Raw genomic sequence first — 15,845 nt, forward strand, 5'->3', positions numbered from 1 at the left:
GGCGGTACGGTGGGGCGTGAAGGATGCGGCTACGCGGTCCGAGGAGGGAGCCACCGATGATTCTGCTCCGTCGCCTGTTGGGTGACGTGCTGCGTCGGCAGCGCCAGCGCCAGGGCCGTACTCTGCGCGAAGTCTCCTCGTCCGCCCGAGTCTCACTCGGCTATCTCTCCGAGGTGGAGCGGGGGCAGAAGGAGGCATCCTCCGAACTGCTGTCCGCGATCTGCGACGCGCTGGACGTACGGATGTCCGAGCTCATGCGGGAAGTGAGCGATGAACTCGCCCTCGCCGAGCTGGCCCAGTCTGCTGCGGTCAACGAGCCTGTACCCACGCCGGTGCGTCCCATGCTGGGTTCCGTCTCGGTGGCCGGTGTGCCACCGGAACGGGTGACCATCAAGGCGCCCGCCGAGGCGGTGGACGTCGTCGCCGCCTGAGGTGCACGAACAGCACGACCAGTGAGTGTGTGAGAGCCCCGGCCGGGGCTTCTCCGGGGAGACCCGGGGGAGTGCGGCCGGGGTTTTCGTTGTGCGCGCCCCCGGGTTGGCCCGTTTGCCGGTGTGTCGTGGGGCGGTCATGGTGGAGGTGCGTGCCTTGGGGCCGCCGCTCAGGACAGGGCGTGCGGTGCGCCTCTGTGCCGGTGATGCGCCCTTTTTATGGGTGAGTGCGGCGTTCTAGCGTGGGGCCGGAGGTGAGCCATGGCGGTGCGGATAGTGCGCTGGGGGGCGCTGCTGGGGCTCGGTGCCGTGTGGTGGTGGGCCGTACTGCGGCTCGCGCTGGCGCCTGGGGCGGGGGTGCTGGAGGGGGCGGTCGCGGCCGGGGGGTGGGGGCTGAGCCTGTTGCCGGTGCACTGTGTGCCGAAGGGGCGGGCGGTGCGGGCGGCTCGGGGCGCGGGGGCCGCGACGGTGGTGCGGGGCGCGGAGGTCGTGGCGGTGGTGCCGGGGCGTGTCGGGGGAGGCGCCGGCGAGGGTGCCCGGCGGGGTGTTGGTCAGGGCGCCGGGCGGGGGCTCGGTGGGGGTGTTGCCGGGGGCTCCGACCTGGGTGCCGGTGGGGGCGCCGGGTCTACCAAGGCATGGCCACGCCGCCGTTCGGGCGGAGGATCTGGCCCGTCGTGAACGCCGACGCGTCGGACGCCAGGTGCAGCACCGCGTGGGCGACCTCCTCCGGTTCGCCGACCCGGCCCAGCGGGGCCATGCGTGTCATCAGGGCTTCGGTGCGGGCCTGGGCCTCGCTGTCGTGGCGGTCGGTCATCGGCGTGCGGATCCAGCCCGGCGCGACCGCGTTGACGCGGATGCCGTGGCGGCCGATCTCGGCGGCCAGCGTCTTCGTCAGCTGGACGACCGCCGCCTTCGCCACGCCGTAGCAGAGCAGGCCGGGGTTGCCGGTGTCGACGGCGCCCGAGGCCATGGTGACGATGCTGCCCCTGGTGTTCCGGGCGATCATCAGCCGGGCCGCCTCCTGGCAGGCGTACAGCACGCCCTTGAAGTTGACGTCCAGGACCCGGTCGAGATCCTCGTCGCGGGTCTCCAGCACGGGGCTGCTGTGCATGATCCCGGCGACCGCCGCCATGACGTCCAGCCGCTCGCACGCGGCCACGGCCTGCCGGACCTGGGCCCGGTCGGTGACGTCCAGGTGGTGGGTACGGGCCGTGCCGCCCATGCCCTTGATCAGCGTCGCCGTCTCGTGCAGTCCCTGCGCGTCCCGGTCGGCGCAGTGCACGACGGCTCCCGCTTCGGCGAGCAGTACGGCGGATGCGCGTCCGATGCCGCTGGCGGCCCCGGTGACGAATGCGGTGCGTCCGGTGAGGTCGTACGCCTGTACGGGCATGCTGGGACGGTACGAGGGTTTCTGACGGGCCGTCAACAGGTCGGGTGAGGGTGTCGGTGGTGCGGGGGCGTTGGTTGTGCGGGGCGGTCTCAGCCGTGCGGCTCGGGCGCGCGGGTCAGATGTACGGGGGTGAGTTGCGCCGGGTTCGCACGGTGCCCGGGGCGGGGGCCGGGCCCGGTTGGCAGGTCGGGCACCAGTAGGTGGGGCGTTCGCGGGAGCCGTCGCCCTGGTCGGCCACGCGGATCGGGGTGTGGCAGCGCAGACAGGGGCGGGGTGCGCGGCCGTACACGAAGAGATCCTGGCCGCGCCGGTCCTGGCCGCGTCTGCCTGTCGTACTGCGGATCGGGCGGTCCCGGTTGGCTTCGAGGAGCTGTTTCGCGAGTGCGGGCAGCTTCGCGGCGCGGTCGGCGGGGAGGTCGCCGACCGGGAGCCAGGGGGTGACGCCCAGGAGGAAGCACAGCTCGCTCTTGTACACGTTGCCGATGCCGGCGAGGTTGCGCTGGTCGAGCAGGGCCTCGCCGAGGGGGCGGGCGGGGTCCGCGAGGAGGTTGGCGAGGGCCTGGTCGGGGTTCCAGTCCGGGCCGAGGAGGTCGGGGCCGAGGTGGCCGACGGCTCGGTGTTCGTCGGTGGTGCGCAGGAGTTCGAGTACGGGGAGGCGGTAGCCGACGGCAGTGCGGTCCGGGGTGCCGAGGATCACCCGGATCTGGTGCGCGGGGCCGCCGGTCCAGCGGCTGCCGTTCTCGTACACCTTCCAGGAACCGTCCATCCGCAGATGCGAGTGGAGGGTCAGGCCGCCCTCGACACGGGTGAGGAGGTGTTTGCCGCGCGGGGTGACGTCCAGGACGGTGCGGCCGGTGAGGTCGGCCGTGGCGTACTTGGGCACGCGGAGGTCGGAGCGGGTGAGCACCTTGCCGGCGAGCGCGGTGTGCAGTCTCCTCGCGGCCTGCCAGACCGTGTCACCTTCGGGCATGGGACCAGGGTGGCATGTCGGGGTGGGGAGGCGGTTGGAGGCGGCGACTGGTCATGCGCGTAGGCGCAGGCCACGGGGGGTAGCGATGAAGCCCGCTCCTTCCAGCAGGGTGCCGAGGGGGGAGGTCAGGGCCGCTGCGCCGTTCACCCGCTCCACTGTGACCGTGCCGAGGGAGCCCGCGCGGGCGGCTGCTGCCAGGGCTTCCGCCGCCGCGCGCAGGCGGGGGTCCTCGGTGGGGGCGAGGTCCGGTTCGGCGGGCCAGGCCAGCAGGGTCTTGCCGCCGCGCTCCATGTAGAGGGTCAGCTCTCCGTCGACCAGGACCACCAGCGAACCTGCCTTGCGGCCCGCCTTGTGTCCGGCGCCGGTCGGGGGTTCGGGCCAGGGGAGTGCGGCGCCGTACGCGTTCGCCGGATCGGCGGCTGCGAGGACCACGGCGTGGGTGGTGTCGGCGGGGGCTTGGGGAGCGGAGTAGGGGGAGCGGGAGCGGGCGTTTTCGGCGAAGCCGTGGGGTGTGGTGCGGGTTGAGGCGTGCGCGGAGGCGGCGTGTGTGTTGCGGGTGTCGGGGGCATCGGGGCTGAGGTCGAAATCGAAGTCGAGGTCCGCTGCGAAGTCGTGGTCCGTGGGAGAAGCGGTGCCGTGTGTGTCGGTCGGGCCGAAGGGCGAGGCCGGGCGGGAGTCGCCGCGTTCGCGGGCGGTCGCTGTCGCCCGGAGGCGGTCCACCGCGCCGTCCATGGCGAACTGGGCGGCGCCGAGGCCTTCCACCACGTAGCCGCGCCGGGCCTGGCCGCTGTCCTCGAAGGCGGACAGGACGCGGTACACGGCGGAGAAACCGCCCTCGACGCCCTCCGCGGACACCGCTCCCCGGGTCACCACCCCGTGGCGGTCGAGCAGGGTGCGGGCCAGGGCGTGGGCTCGGACGGTGAGGTCGGGCTCGGCGGCGGGGAGCAGGGACCAGCGGCCGGCGACGGTCGGGGGGCCGCCGCGTGAGGCGGGGCGGGCGGCGGCCGTCAGCGAGCCGTACCGGCCGCGCGGGACGGCGCGTTTGGCCCGGTGCGCCGTCGAGCCCGCCGTGCGGCCCGAACCGAGGAGGGAGCGCATCGGGGCCAGCGTGTCGTTGGTGAGGCGGCCCGACCAGGCCAGGTCCCAGACGGCGTCGGCCAGTTGGGGGTCCGTGACGTCCGGGTGCGTGGTGGCGCGGACCTGGTCGGCGATCTGGCGGAAGAAGAGGCCGTAGCCGCCGGTGAGGGTGTCGAGGACGGACTGGTGGAGTGCGGTCGGCTCCAGAGGGTGGGGCGGTGGCAGGAGCAGCGGGGCCGCGTCCGCGAGGTACAGGGAGATCCAGCCGTCCTTGCCGGGGAGGGCGCCCGCTCCGGCCCAGACGATCTCCCCGGCCGCCGTGAGCTCGTCGAGCATCGCGGGGGCGTAGTTCGCCACCCTGGACGGCAGGACCAGCTTCTCCAGGGCGGACGCTGGCACGGAGGCGCCCTGCAACTGCTCGACCGCCCGCACCAGCCCGTCGATGCCACGCAGCCTGTGACCCTTGCCGATGTGCTGCCACTGCGGCAGGAACTGCGCGAGCGCGGCTGGAGGCACCGGCTCCAGCTCGTGCCGCAGGGCGGCGAGCGAACGGCGCCGGAGGCGGCGCAGGACCGTCGCGTCGCACCACTCCTGGCCGATGCCCGCCGGGTGGAACTCGCCCTGTACGACACGGCCGGTCGCCGCCAGCCGCTGGAGCGCGCCCTCGGTGACCGCGACGCCCAGGCCGAAACGGGCAGCCGCCGTCGCCGAGGTGAACGGGCCGTGGGTGCGGGCGTGGCGGGCCAGGAGGTCGCCGAGCGGATCCTTGACCGGCTCGGTGAAGGCCTCCGGGACACCGACCGGCAGTGCCGTGCCGAGCGCGTCGCGCAGTCGGCCCGCGTCCTCGATCGCCGCCCAGTGGTCGGCGCCGCCGATACGGACCCGGATCGCCCGGCGGGCCCCGGCCAGCTCCCTGGCCCACTGCGGATCGGCGCCGCGCTCGGCCAGCTCGGCGTCGGTGAGGGGGCCCAGCAGCCGCAGCAGGTCCGCGACGCCTTCGGCGTCCTTCGCGCGCCGGTCCTCGGTGAGCCACCGCAGCTCCCGCTCCAGCTCGGCCAGCACCTCGGCGTCCAGCAGCTCGCGCAGCTCCGCCTGGCCCAGCAACTCGGCCAGCAGCCGCGAGTCCAGCGACAGGGCGGCGGCGCGGCGCTCGGCCAGCGGTGAGTCGCCCTCGTACAGGAACTGGGCGACGTACCCGAAGAGGAGGGAGCGGGCGAAGGGGGAGGGCGCGGGGGTGGTGATCTCGACCAGGCGGACCTTGCGGGACTCGATGTCGCCCATCAGCTCCACGAGGCCGGGTACGTCGAAGACGTCCTGGAGGCATTCGCGGACCGCTTCGAGGACGATCGGGAACGAGCCGAACTCGCTCGCCACCTGGAGCAGTTGGGAGGCCCGCTGGCGCTGCTGCCACAGGGGGGTGCGCTTGCCGGGGTTGCGGCGCGGGAGCAGCAGGGCGCGGGCGGCGCACTCGCGGAAGCGGGCCGCGAACAGGGCCGAGCCGCCGACCTGGTCGGTGACGATCCGGTCGACCTCGCCCTTGTCGAAGGTCACGTCCGCGGCGCCCACGGGGGCCTGCTCCGAGTCCCACTCCGTGCCGGCCTTGAGCGGCTCCTGGTCGAGCAGGTCCAGGCTCATCAGGTCGGCGTCCGGGAGGCGCAGCACGATGCCGTCGTCGGCGTGCATGACCTGGGCGTCCATGCCGTACCGCTCGGAGAGCTTGGCGCCCAGAGCGAGGGCCCAGGGGGCGTGGACCTGGGCGCCGAAGGGGGAGTGGACGACGACCCGCCAGTCGCCGAGTTCGTCCCGGAACCGCTCCACGACGATCGTCCGGTCGTCCGGGACGTGGCCGCAGGCCTCGCGCTGTTCGGCCAGGTAGGAGATGACGTTGCCCGCGGCCCAGGTGTCGAGTCCGGCGGCGCGGAGGCGGCTGCGGGCGTCGGCCTCGGGCAGCGAGCCGACCTCGCGGAGGAACGCGCCCACCGCGCGGCCCAGTTCCAGCGGGCGGCCCAGCTGGTCGCCCTTCCAGAAGGGGAGGCGGCCGGGGACACCGGGAGCGGGGGACACCAGGACGCGGTCCCGGGTGATGTCCTCGATGCGCCAGGAACTCGTACCGAGCGTGAAGACGTCCCCCACGCGGGACTCGTACACCATCTCCTCGTCCAGCTCGCCGACCCGGCCGCCGCCCTTCTTGGGGTCGGCGCCGGCGAGGAAGACCCCGAAGAGCCCGCGGTCCGGAATCGTGCCCCCGGAGGTGACGGCGAGCCGCTGTGCGCCCGGGCGGCCGGTCACGGTCCCCGTGACGCGGTCCCACACCACGCGCGGGCGCAGCTCCGCGAACGCGTCCGACGGGTAGCGGCCCGCGAGCATGTCGAGGACCGCGGTGAACGCCGACTCGGGGAGGGCGGAGAAGGGTGCCGCACGGCGGACCGTGGTCAGCAGGTCGTCGACCTGCCAGGTGTCCAGGGCCACCATCGCGACGAGCTGCTGGGCGAGGACGTCCAGGGGGTTGGCGGGCACCCTCAGGGACTCGATGGAGCCGGTGCGCATCCGCTCGGTGACCACGGCCGCCTGGACCAGGTCACCCCGGTACTTGGGGAAGACGACGCCTGTGGAGACCGCGCCCACCTGGTGCCCGGCGCGGCCCACGCGCTGCAGTCCGGAGGCCACGGACGGGGGTGACTCGACCTGGACGACCAGGTCGACCGCGCCCATGTCGATGCCCAGTTCGAGGCTGGAGGTGGCCACCACGGCGGGCAGTCGGCCCGCCTTGAGGTCCTCCTCGACGAGCGCGCGCTGCTCCTTGGACACCGAGCCGTGGTGGGCCCGGGCGATGACGGGCGGTGCCCCCTGGGCCGCGCCCGAGCCGCCCATCAGCTCCGCGGGCGCGTGGTGTTCGGCGAGGGGCTCGCCGGTGGCCCGCTCGTACGCGATCTCGTTGAGCCGGTTGCACAGGCGCTCCGCGAGCCGGCGGGAGTTGGCGAACACGATCGTCGAGCGGTGTGCCTGGACGAGATCGGCGATCCGCTCCTCGACATGCGGCCAGATGGACGGGCGCTCGGCTCCGTCGTTCGCGTCGGCGACCGGGGAACCGCCCAGCTCGCCCAGGTCCTCGACCGGGACGACGACCGAGAGGTCGAACTCCTTGCCGGACTTGGGCTGGACGATCTCCACCTTGCGGCTGGGGGAGAGGTAGCGCGCGATCTCGTCCACCGGGCGGACCGTCGCGGAGAGGCCGATGCGCCGGGCGGGCCTCGGCAGCAGTTCGTCCAGCCGCTCCAGGGAGAGCGCGAGATGTGCGCCGCGCTTGGTGCCCGCGACCGCGTGCACCTCGTCCAGGATCACCGTCTCCACGCCCGTCAGCGCGTCGCGCGTGGCCGACGTGAGCATCAGGAACAGCGACTCCGGGGTGGTGATCAGGATGTCCGGCGGACGGGTGGCCAGGGCGCGGCGCTCGGCGGGCGGGGTGTCGCCGGAGCGGATGCCGACCTTGACCTCGGGCTCGGGCAGGCCCAGACGTACGGATTCCTGGCGGATGCCGGTGAGGGGGCTGCGGAGGTTGCGCTCCACGTCGACCGCGAGGGCCTTGAGCGGTGACACATAGAGCACGCGGCAGCGTTTGTGTGGGTCGGCCGGTGGGGGTGTCGAGGTCAGCTGGTCGAGTGCGGCGAGGAAGGCGGCCAGTGTCTTGCCGGAGCCGGTCGGGGCCACCACCAGCACGTCAGAGCCCTCGCCGATGGCTCGCCACGCGCCCGCCTGGGCCGCGGTGGGCGCGGAGAAGGCCCCCGTGAACCAGCCGCGGGTCGCGGGGGAGAAGCCGTCGAGGGCTCGGTGCGTGGAGCTGACCATGCGTCCATCCTGCACCTCGGCACTGACAATCACGCTGACCTGCGGGTTTGCCTCCGGCGGTGGGGCGGGGGCGCGCCGGGGGTGTGCGTCGGGGTGCGGCTCGGCGGGCTCGTCGCCTTCGGGGGAGAATGGGGGGATGGCAGGTTCGGGGGAGCTGGCTCGGCACTGGCGGTACGTGGAACTGCCTGGTGTCGATCTTTTGCGTGCTCGGTACATTCAGAAGACCTTTGTTCGGCACACCCACGAGAACTTCGTCATCGCCGCCATCACCGAAGGGGCGGAGGTCTTCCGCCATCGGGGGGTCGATCAGTACGCGGGGTCGGGGGCGCTCGCGCTGGTCAATCCCGATACGCCGCACACGGGGCGGGCGGCGGTTCCCGAGGGGTGGCGGTACGGGGCTGTCTATCCGGCGCCCGAGGTGGTGGCCGGGATCGCCGCGGAGACCACGGTGATTCGGGGGACCCCGGGGTTTGTCGCTCCCGTGTTCGATGATCCTTACTCGGTCAGCCTTGTTCATGAGGTGCTGCGTGCTGCTGAGGAAGGGAATGCCCTGGCCGCCGACACGCTGCTGCGGGTCGCGGTGACCCGGCTGCTCCGGCTCAACGGTGGGGTTCGTCAGGAGCGGGTGGTGCGTACCGCCGGTGGGCGGATCGCGGCACGCGCGCGTGCCGTGCTGGAGGAGACGATGGCCGCGCCGCCGACCCTGGAGAGGCTCGCCAAGGATCTGGGCACCAGCCCCTTCGCGCTGCTGCGGGCCTTCCGGGACACGTACGGACTGCCCCCGCACGCCTGGCTGACCGACGCGCGCGTGCGTCGGGCGCGGCGGTTGCTGGACGCGGGCACCGCGCCCGCCGAGGCGGCCGTCGCCGTCGGCTTCACCGATCAGCCGCACCTCAACCGGCACTTCGCCCGGATCGTGGGCGTGCCCCCGGGGGCGTACCAGCGCGAGCGCAAGAACGTACAAGACCCGTCGGGGCAGCCGCCCCTATTGTCCGACGGGTGGCAGAACAGACAGCTCTCGCAGACACACGTGCCGACGACGAAGGCAAACCGGACGCCGCCGTCGTACGAGACGCCCTCGGAGTCGGGGTCGCCGTCGGACTGTCCGGTTTCGCCTTCGGGGTGACCTCGGTCGGCAGCGGGCTCACCCTGCTGCAGACCTGCGCGCTCAGCCTGCTGGTGTTCACCGGGGCCTCCCAGTTCGCGCTCGTGGGCGCCCTCGCGGCCGGCGGCAATCCGCTCACCGCGGCGGCGGGCGCCTTCTTCCTGGGGGTGCGGAACGCCTTCTACGGGCTGCGGCTGTCGCAGTTGCTGGCCCTCCCGCGCGCAGTGCGGCCGTTCGCCGCCCAATGGGTCATCGACGAGACCACGGTGGTCGCCCTGGCGCAGCCCACGCGGCGCGGTGCCCGGATCGGGTTCGCCGTCACCGGGGTGACCCTGTACGTGCTGTGGAACCTCACGACCCTGCTCGGCGGACTGGGCGCCGAGGCCATCGGGGACACCGACGCGTGGGGGCTGGACGCCGCCGGACCCGCCGTCTTCCTGGCGCTGCTCGCCCCGATGCTGAAGTCCGGCGTCGAGCGCGCCGTCGCGGGCCTCGCCGTGGTGCTGGGGCTCGGGCTGCTGCCCGTACTGCCGGGCGGGGTGCCGGTCCTGGTGGCCGCGCTCGCGGCGCCCGCCGTGCTGTACGTACAGGGTCGCCGTGAGGCCCGGGACGGGAAGGGCGAGGCCCGGTGAACATCTGGATCGCGATCGGCGTGACCGCCCTCGGCTGCTACGTCGTCAAGCTCGCCGGGCTCCTCGTGCCCGCAGGGGTGCTGGAACGCCCGCTCGTCAGGCGGCTCGCCGCGCTGCTGCCCGTCGCCCTCCTGGCCGCTCTCACGGCCCAGCAGGCCTTCGCCGACGGACGGGTGCTCGTCCTGGACGCGAAGGCCGCAGGGCTCGCCGCAGCCGCCGTGGCGCTGGTGCTGCGTGCTCCCTTCCTGATCGTCGTCGCGGCGGCCGTGGTGGTGACGGCGGGGGTGCGGGCACTGACCGGCTGAGCGCCGTGCCGGTGGCTCCTGGGGTCAGCCGACGGAGCGGCCGTACGCCTTCAGGGTGCGCAGCGCCTCGACCGTCACCAGGGGGCGGGTCTCCAGGGCGGTACCCGGTGCCCACGCGCGCGTGCGCAGGGGCCAGCCGCCGTCCTCGCGCTGCTCGCTCGCCAGGAAGTCCAGGGAGCGGGTCATCTCCTCGTCCGTGAACCACGCGCGCGCGAGTGAGCCCGGCGTCTTCGCGAAGTCGTACGGGAAGTGGTGCCCGCTCGGGGCGCAGCCGGGCGGCACCGGGTGGGCGTCGAGTCGCTCCGGGTCGAGTGCCACGAGCCGGTGCTCGCGTACCAGGCGGCCCAGCCGGTCGGCCGCCGCCTGCGCGCGTGAGCGGTCCGGAACCGAGTCCAGGAAGGCCACGGCGGCCTGCACCTCGTACGGATGGGACTTCTCCAGGGACCCGATCGCCCGCCAGCAGAAGTCCGTGGCCCGGAACAGCCAGGCGTGCCACACCTCGTTGCGGTGCAGCAGGCCCACCACCGGGCCGGTGGCGAGGAGTTCGCTCGGGGGGTCGGCCACGATCGGCACGAACGGTGCCGCCGGATAGCCGTGCAGGCTGGGATGGATCGCCGGCAGCGCGCCGTCCGGTGTGGAGACGGAGGTCAGATAGCGGCACACGCGCTCCACCCGCTGCCCGCCGCAGCGTCCGATGGCGTCCAGGACCCGCAGCGCGTGCCCGGTGTGCAGGGGCTGGCTGACGGGGCCGCGCAGATCGGGTTCCAGCGCGTGGCCGTAGCCGCCGTCCTCGTTGCGGTAGGCGTCCAGCGCGGTCTCGACCGCGTCGGCGCCCCCGTTCAGGAAGTGGTACGCGAAGCGGCGCTGCTCCAGCACGCGCGCGGTGAGCCACACGAAGTGCTCGGCGCGGAAGAGCGGGGAACGCGCCGGGGACGTCGGGGAGAGTGGGGGTGCTCCTGTTTCGGCCATGCGTCTGACCGTAGGGCGCGAAGCGGTCCCGGTGAGCGGTCCGGGCCCGGGCCCACTCTCAGGGGCGGGATACTGAAGTCATGCGGTTGACGGTCTTCTGGCAGCGGATGGCGGATCACTTCGGTACGGGGTACGCCGACACCTTCGCGCGCGATCACGTGATGACGGAACTCGGCGGACGGACCGTGCACGAGGCCCTGGACGCCGGCTGGGAGGCGAAGGACGTGTGGCGTGTGGTGTGCGCGGCCATGAACGTTCCGCTGGAAAACCGGTGAAAACGGCCTGAAACGGCGTCGGTCGGCCGCGAAGATCGTAGGGCGGCGACCGATTCCCGAGGGCGTGGGCGAGACTTGCCCCGTGGCATCCACAGACGAGACCGGGCAGCTCGGACAGCAGGCGTCCCCGTTCGGCACTACGCCGCCCACACCCCCGGCCGGGTACGCCGCCGGGCAGGGCGCGCGCATGCCGCGCTGGCTGCCGCGCGCCATGATCCTGGCGCTCGCCCTCGTCGGCCTGTTCCAGCTGGGCAGTTGGGCCTTCCATCAGCTCACCGGCCTGTTGATCAACATCCTCATCGCGTTCTTCGCCGCCCTCGCGATCGAACCCGCGGTGAGCCGGATGGCCTCGCGCGGGATGCGCCGGGGCCTGGCCACCTTCCTGGTCTTCATCGGCCTGCTCATCGCGATCGCCGGGTTCATCACCTTGCTCGGCTCCATGCTCGCGGGCCAGATCATCAAGATCGTCGAGGACTTCCCGGACTACCTCGACTCCGTCATCAACTGGATCAACGCACACTTCAACACCGACCTGAAGCGCGTGGACGTCCAGGAGGGCCTGCTCCGCTCCGACTGGCTGCGCAGTTACGTGCAGAACAGCGCCACCGGCGTCCTGGACGTCTCCGCCCAGGTGCTCGGCGGACTCTTCCAGCTGCTGACGATCACCCTGTTCTCGTTCTACTTCGCCGCCGACGGGCCGAGACTGCGCCGCGCGCTGTGCTCCGTACTGCCGCCCGCCCGGCAGGCCGAGGTACTGCGCGCGTGGGAGATCGCCGTCGACAAGACCGGCGGCTATCTGTACTCGCGCGGCCTGATGGCGCTCATCTCCGGGGTGGCCCACTACGTCCTGCTGGAGTTCCTGGACGTGCCGTACGCGCCCGTGCTCGCGGTCTGGGTGGGCCTGGTCTCGCAGTTCATCCCGACCATCGGCACCTATCTCGCGGGCGCCCTGCCGATGCTGATCGCCTTCACCGTCGATCCCTGGTACGCGCTGTGGGTGCTGGTCTTCGTCGTGGTCTACCAGCAGTTCGAGAACTACGTGCTGCAGCCCAAGCTGACCGCCAAGACCGTCGACATCCACCCCGCGGTCGCCTTCGGCTCGGTCATCGCGGGCACCGCCCTCCTCGGTGCCGTCGGCGCCCTGATCGCCATCCCGGCGGTCGCCACGCTCCAGGCGTTCCTGGGGGCGTACGTGAAGCGGTACGACGTCACGGACGACCCGCGTGTCCAGGGGCACCGCGAGCGGGGCCGGGGCGCGAGCGTCGTCACGCGGGTACGGAGCCTGCTGGAGGGGCGGCGGGGCGTCGACGCCGGCGAGCCGGGGCCGCAGTCGGGCTCCGGTTCGGGGCCGGGGGAAGGCTCCACGCCCTCCTGAGGCCGAGGGTGCGCCCCCGCTTCATGTGTTCCCGGGGGTGTCGAACCCGACATCCGGGTCGTTGTCGGACCGTGGACGTAATCTCGCGGGTGCCGGGTGTCGCGCTTGACACGAAAATCGAACATCCATTCTGATTGGGGTTCCGGCAAGACTCTCGACGGGGATTTCGTCAGGGTTTGCATGGAGATGTGCCCGAGTTATCCACAGGCCGGACGGGCGTCGGGGCGCATTGTCAGTGGCAGGCGTTAGCGTCTTTGACGTGAAGCGATCGACTCAAGCAAACCGGGTGGAACCCATGGCAGGAACCGACCGCGAGAAGGCGTTGGACGCCGCGCTCGCACAGATTGAACGGCAGTTCGGCAAGGGCGCGGTGATGCGCCTGGGCGAGCGGCCGAACGAGCCCATCGAGGTCATCCCCACCGGGTCGACCGCGCTCGACGTCGCCCTCGGCGTCGGCGGCCTGCCGCGAGGCCGAGTGGTGGAGGTGTACGGCCCGGAGTCCTCCGGCAAGACGACCCTGACCCTGCACGCGGTGGCGAACGCGCAGAAAGCCGGTGGCCAGGTCGCGTTCGTGGACGCGGAGCACGCCCTCGACCCCGAGTACGCGAAGAAGCTCGGCGTCGACATCGACAACCTGATCCTGTCGCAGCCGGACAACGGCGAGCAGGCCCTGGAGATCGTGGACATGCTGGTCCGCTCCGGTGCCCTCGACCTCATCGTCATCGACTCCGTCGCGGCGCTCGTCCCGCGCGCGGAGATCGAGGGCGAGATGGGAGACAGCCACGTCGGTCTCCAGGCCCGGCTGATGAGCCAGGCGCTCCGTAAGATCACCGGTGCGCTGAGCCAGTCCCAGACCACCGCGATCTTCATCAACCAGCTGCGCGAGAAGATCGGCGTGATGTTCGGCTCCCCGGAGACCACGACCGGTGGCCGGGCGCTGAAGTTCTACGCCTCGGTGCGGCTCGACATCCGGCGCATCGAGACGCTGAAGGACGGCACCGACGCGGTCGGCAACCGCACCCGTGTCAAGGTCGTCAAGAACAAGGTCGCGCCGCCCTTCAAGCAGGCCGAGTTCGACATCCTCTACGGGCACGGCATCAGCCGCGAGGGCGGTCTGATCGACATGGGCGTGGAGCACGGCTTCGTCCGCAAGGCCGGCGCCTGGTACACGTACGAGGGCGACCAGCTCGGCCAGGGCAAGGAGAACGCCCGCAACTTCCTCAAGGACAACCCCGACCTCGCCAACGAGATCGAGAAGAAGATCCTGGAGAAGTTGGGCGTCGGCGTGCGGCCCGAGAAGCCGAGCGCCGAGCCGGGCGCGGACGCGGCGGTCTCGACGGGCGCGGGCACGACCACGGACGAGGCCGGAAAGACGGTCCCGGCTCCCGCGTCGGCGGCCAAGACCACCAAGGCCAAGGTCACGGCGGCCAAGGGCTAGCCCATGACACGACGAACCGACTGGGCCGAGTACGCCGACCCCGGTGCCTCGGAGGACCGGGGCGGCGGGGGCCGCGAGGGCTCCGCCGGGCGTGGTGACGGCGCGTTCGCGGACACCGGGCCGTACGGGGGTGGCCGCGGGACCCACGAGGGCGACGGGTGGTACGGGGGAGACGGAGGCTCCGGTGCCGGATCGCGCCGGAGCGAGGGGCTGTCGGGGGACGGCCCGCACCGGGGCGACGGCGCTCCGGGAGACGGACGGCGCCGTGGCGAAGGCGGCCTGGGCGGCGAGAGCGGTGCGTACGGCGAAGGCGGCTCGCGTGGTGGTCGTGGCCGGCGTCGCCGGCGCGGCTTCGGCGAGTCGGGCGGCGACCCACAGGACGGAGGTTCCGTCTCCTCGTCGAGGGCCGAGAAGGCGGAGCCCCCAGCGGACCCGGCTGAGCGGGCGCGGGCGATCTGTCTGCGCCTGCTCACCGGGACCCCGCGTACGCGCAAGCAGCTCGCGGACGCCCTGCACAAGCGCGAGATCCCGGACGAGGTGGCCGAGGAGGTGCTGTCGCGGTTCGAGGAGGTCGGACTGATCAACGACAGCGCGTTCGCGGACGCCTGGGTCGAGTCCCGCCACCACGGCCGGGGACTGGCCCGGCGGGCGCTCGTACAGGAACTGCGCACCAAGGGCGTGGACGCGACGCTCATCGACGAGGCGGTCGGACAGCTCGACTCCGAGCAGGAGGAGACGACCGCGCGTGAACTCGTCGCCCGCAGACTGCGCGCGACCCGAGGGCTCGACCGCGACAAGCGGATACGCAGGCTCGCGGGGATGCTCGCCCGCAAGGGCTACTCCCAGGGCATGGCCCTGAGGGTCGTCCGGCAGGCGCTGGAGGCGGAGGGCGAGGACACCGAGTTCCTCGCGGACGACGGGTACTGACCCGGGCCCTTCGCCGTGCCGAGATTCGGCGTCCCGAGCGGTGGTTGACGGCTCGGGAGGTCTGCGTCCCCGGCCCCGGACACGGTAGACGCGCGGGGGCGCCGATCGTGTCCGGGGCCCGGCGGACGGTATGTCGGCACCGGGTGCCGAGCGGGCCTACGGCGTGACGGGAAGTCCGGCCGCCCGCCATGCCTGGAAGCCGCCGACCAGGTCGGTCGCCCGGTGCAGCCCCAGCTGGTGCAGGGACACGGCCGCGAGGCTCGACGCGTACCCCTCGTTGCAGATCACCACGATCCGCAGGTCATGACCGGTCGCCTCCGGGACCCGATGGCTGCCCCGGGGATCCAGCCGCCACTCCAGCTCGTTGCGCTCGACCACGAGCGCGCCGGGGATCAGGCCGTCGCGCTCCCGCAGGGCCGCGTACCGGATGTCGACCAGCAGGGCCGCGCCGGTCTGCGCGGCCTCGTACGCCTCGTGGGGCTCCACGCGCGCGTAGGTGTCGCGTACGCGGTCAAGGAACTCGTCGATGCCGACGGGCTGTTCGCTCACTGCCAGTCCTGCGGGCGCTCGACGTGCTCCAGGCGCAGCACCTGGCCCGTGCGGCTGTAGCGGCGGATCTGGGGCAGCGGCGGGTAGTAGGCGTGGACCGAGATCGCGTGCTCGTCGCGGGACTCGTTGAGGACCTCGTGGACGTGGTGGCGGCCGAAGGCCCGGCCCTGGCCGGTCGGCAGCCGCCGCTCGCGGTCGACGCCCTCGGTGAGTTCGAGGGTCTTCCAGCCGTCGGCGGGCAGCCGGGCGGCGAGCGAGTTCTCCTTGAGTTCGCCGGTCGCCGTGGTGAAGGCACCGACCGACTCGGCGTGGTCGTGCCAGCCCGTACCGGTGCCGGGCGGCCAGCCGATCAGCCAGGCCTCGCTGCCACCGGGCCCCTCAAGACGCACCCAGGTGCGGCCCTCGGGGTCGAGCGGCAGGGAGGCGATCAGCTCGGCGTCGGCGGCGGTACGGCGTACGAAGTCGAGGAGTTCCGCCTGCGTCGGGGTCTTCGGGGTGCCGGAGACCTGGGCGGGCGCGGATACGGAGGGTGACACAGACACGGGTACCGTCCTGG

At 72.8% G+C, this 15,845-nt stretch carries 13 protein-coding genes and 1 pseudogene; 8 read left to right on the forward strand and 6 right to left on the reverse strand.

What is annotated here, in order from left to right:
- The first annotated feature begins 56 nt into the window (after positions 1 to 56).
- Complete coding sequence (locus tag CW359_RS30650) at positions 57 to 431, forward strand: helix-turn-helix domain-containing protein (protein WP_105973439.1); 375 nt, start codon at positions 57 to 59, stop codon at positions 429 to 431.
- Between the two features lie 625 nt (positions 432 to 1,056).
- On the opposite strand, the gene CW359_RS30660 is transcribed toward CW359_RS30650, so the two are convergent.
- From CW359_RS30660 to CW359_RS30670, 3 genes are all read right to left on the reverse strand, one after another.
- Positions 1,057 to 1,821 carry an SDR family NAD(P)-dependent oxidoreductase gene (locus tag CW359_RS30660; RefSeq protein WP_105973441.1) on the reverse strand — a complete coding sequence of 255 codons (765 nt, stop codon included), beginning with the start codon at positions 1,819 to 1,821 and terminating at the stop codon, positions 1,057 to 1,059.
- Positions 1,822 to 1,936: 115 nt separating this feature from the next.
- Complete coding sequence (locus CW359_RS30665) at positions 1,937 to 2,791, reverse strand: Fpg/Nei family DNA glycosylase (RefSeq protein WP_105973442.1); 855 nt, start codon at positions 2,789 to 2,791, stop codon at positions 1,937 to 1,939.
- A 51-nt stretch (positions 2,792 to 2,842) separates the two neighbouring features.
- A complete protein-coding gene (locus CW359_RS30670) occupies positions 2,843 to 7,714 on the reverse strand; it encodes an ATP-dependent helicase (RefSeq protein WP_105973443.1) in 4,872 nt (1,623 codons plus the stop codon).
- Between the two features lie 136 nt (positions 7,715 to 7,850).
- On the opposite strand from CW359_RS30670, the pseudogene CW359_RS30675 reads away from it, so the two are divergent.
- From CW359_RS30675 to CW359_RS30685, 3 genes and pseudogenes are all read left to right on the forward strand, one after another.
- A pseudogene (locus CW359_RS30675) lies at positions 7,851 to 8,600 on the forward strand (AraC family ligand binding domain-containing protein); the annotation flags it as partial.
- A gap of 113 nt (positions 8,601 to 8,713) precedes the next feature.
- Complete coding sequence (locus CW359_RS30680; RefSeq protein WP_105973444.1) at positions 8,714 to 9,451, forward strand: AzlC family ABC transporter permease; 738 nt, start codon at positions 8,714 to 8,716, stop codon at positions 9,449 to 9,451.
- Positions 9,448 to 9,756 carry an AzlD domain-containing protein gene (locus CW359_RS30685; RefSeq protein ID WP_105973445.1) on the forward strand — a complete coding sequence of 103 codons (309 nt, stop codon included), beginning with the start codon at positions 9,448 to 9,450 and terminating at the stop codon, positions 9,754 to 9,756. The genes CW359_RS30680 and CW359_RS30685 overlap by 4 nt, the downstream gene beginning before the upstream one ends.
- A 24-nt stretch (positions 9,757 to 9,780) precedes the next feature.
- Here CW359_RS30685 and CW359_RS30690 read toward each other — a convergent pair whose 3' ends face one another.
- Positions 9,781 to 10,725 carry a prenyltransferase/squalene oxidase repeat-containing protein gene (locus CW359_RS30690; RefSeq protein WP_105973446.1) on the reverse strand — a complete coding sequence of 315 codons (945 nt, stop codon included), beginning with the start codon at positions 10,723 to 10,725 and terminating at the stop codon, positions 9,781 to 9,783.
- Between the two features lie 80 nt (positions 10,726 to 10,805).
- Here CW359_RS30690 and CW359_RS30695 point away from each other — a divergent pair, with 80 nt between their 5' ends.
- The 4 genes from CW359_RS30695 (at position 10,806) to recX (ending at position 14,740) form a co-directional block, all read left to right on the forward strand.
- Positions 10,806 to 11,000, forward strand: coding sequence for a DUF3046 domain-containing protein (locus CW359_RS30695; protein ID WP_105973447.1), 195 nt, complete (start codon positions 10,806 to 10,808; stop codon positions 10,998 to 11,000).
- 82 nt (positions 11,001 to 11,082) lie between these two features.
- Positions 11,083 to 12,375, forward strand: coding sequence for an AI-2E family transporter (locus tag CW359_RS30700; protein ID WP_105973448.1), 1,293 nt, complete (start codon positions 11,083 to 11,085; stop codon positions 12,373 to 12,375).
- 295 nt (positions 12,376 to 12,670) lie between these two features.
- Positions 12,671 to 13,813, forward strand: a complete 1,143-nt coding sequence (recA, locus tag CW359_RS30705) for a recombinase RecA (RefSeq protein ID WP_105973449.1) — start codon at positions 12,671 to 12,673, stop codon at positions 13,811 to 13,813.
- A gap of 3 nt (positions 13,814 to 13,816) precedes the next feature.
- Positions 13,817 to 14,740: a recombination regulator RecX gene (gene recX / locus CW359_RS30710; protein WP_105973450.1), complete on the forward strand. Its 924-nt coding sequence runs from the start codon at positions 13,817 to 13,819 to the stop codon at positions 14,738 to 14,740.
- A 156-nt stretch (positions 14,741 to 14,896) separates the two neighbouring features.
- On the opposite strand, the gene CW359_RS30715 is transcribed toward recX, so the two are convergent.
- Together CW359_RS30715 and CW359_RS30720 are read right to left on the reverse strand one after the other, a co-directional pair.
- Positions 14,897 to 15,295 carry a rhodanese-like domain-containing protein gene (locus CW359_RS30715; RefSeq protein WP_105973451.1) on the reverse strand — a complete coding sequence of 133 codons (399 nt, stop codon included), beginning with the start codon at positions 15,293 to 15,295 and terminating at the stop codon, positions 14,897 to 14,899.
- The gene (locus CW359_RS30720) at positions 15,286 to 15,831 is read right to left on the reverse strand and encodes a cupin domain-containing protein (protein ID WP_105973452.1); all 546 of its coding nucleotides are present in this window, start codon (positions 15,829 to 15,831) and stop codon (positions 15,286 to 15,288) included. Before CW359_RS30720 ends, CW359_RS30715 begins: the two co-directional genes overlap by 10 nt.
- Between the last annotated feature and the right edge of the window lie 14 nt (positions 15,832 to 15,845).

The organism is Streptomyces geranii (assembly GCF_002954775.1).
Lineage (GTDB): Bacteria > Actinomycetota > Actinomycetes > Streptomycetales > Streptomycetaceae > Streptomyces > Streptomyces geranii.

Coding starts and splice junctions, on each gene's coding strand:
- CW359_RS30650 (WP_105973439.1), top strand. CDS start 57: ATGATTCTGCTCCGTCGCCTGTTGGGTGACGTGCTGCGTCGGCAGCGC.
- recX (WP_105973450.1), top strand. CDS start 13,817: ATGACACGACGAACCGACTGGGCCGAGTACGCCGACCCCGGTGCCTCG.
- CW359_RS30660 (WP_105973441.1), bottom strand. CDS start 1,821: ATGCCCGTACAGGCGTACGACCTCACCGGACGCACCGCATTCGTCACC.
- recA (WP_105973449.1), top strand. CDS start 12,671: ATGGCAGGAACCGACCGCGAGAAGGCGTTGGACGCCGCGCTCGCACAG.
- CW359_RS30690 (WP_105973446.1), bottom strand. CDS start 10,725: ATGGCCGAAACAGGAGCACCCCCACTCTCCCCGACGTCCCCGGCGCGT.
- CW359_RS30695 (WP_105973447.1), top strand. CDS start 10,806: ATGCGGTTGACGGTCTTCTGGCAGCGGATGGCGGATCACTTCGGTACG.
- CW359_RS30670 (WP_105973443.1), bottom strand. CDS start 7,714: ATGGTCAGCTCCACGCACCGAGCCCTCGACGGCTTCTCCCCCGCGACC.
- CW359_RS30665 (WP_105973442.1), bottom strand. CDS start 2,791: ATGCCCGAAGGTGACACGGTCTGGCAGGCCGCGAGGAGACTGCACACC.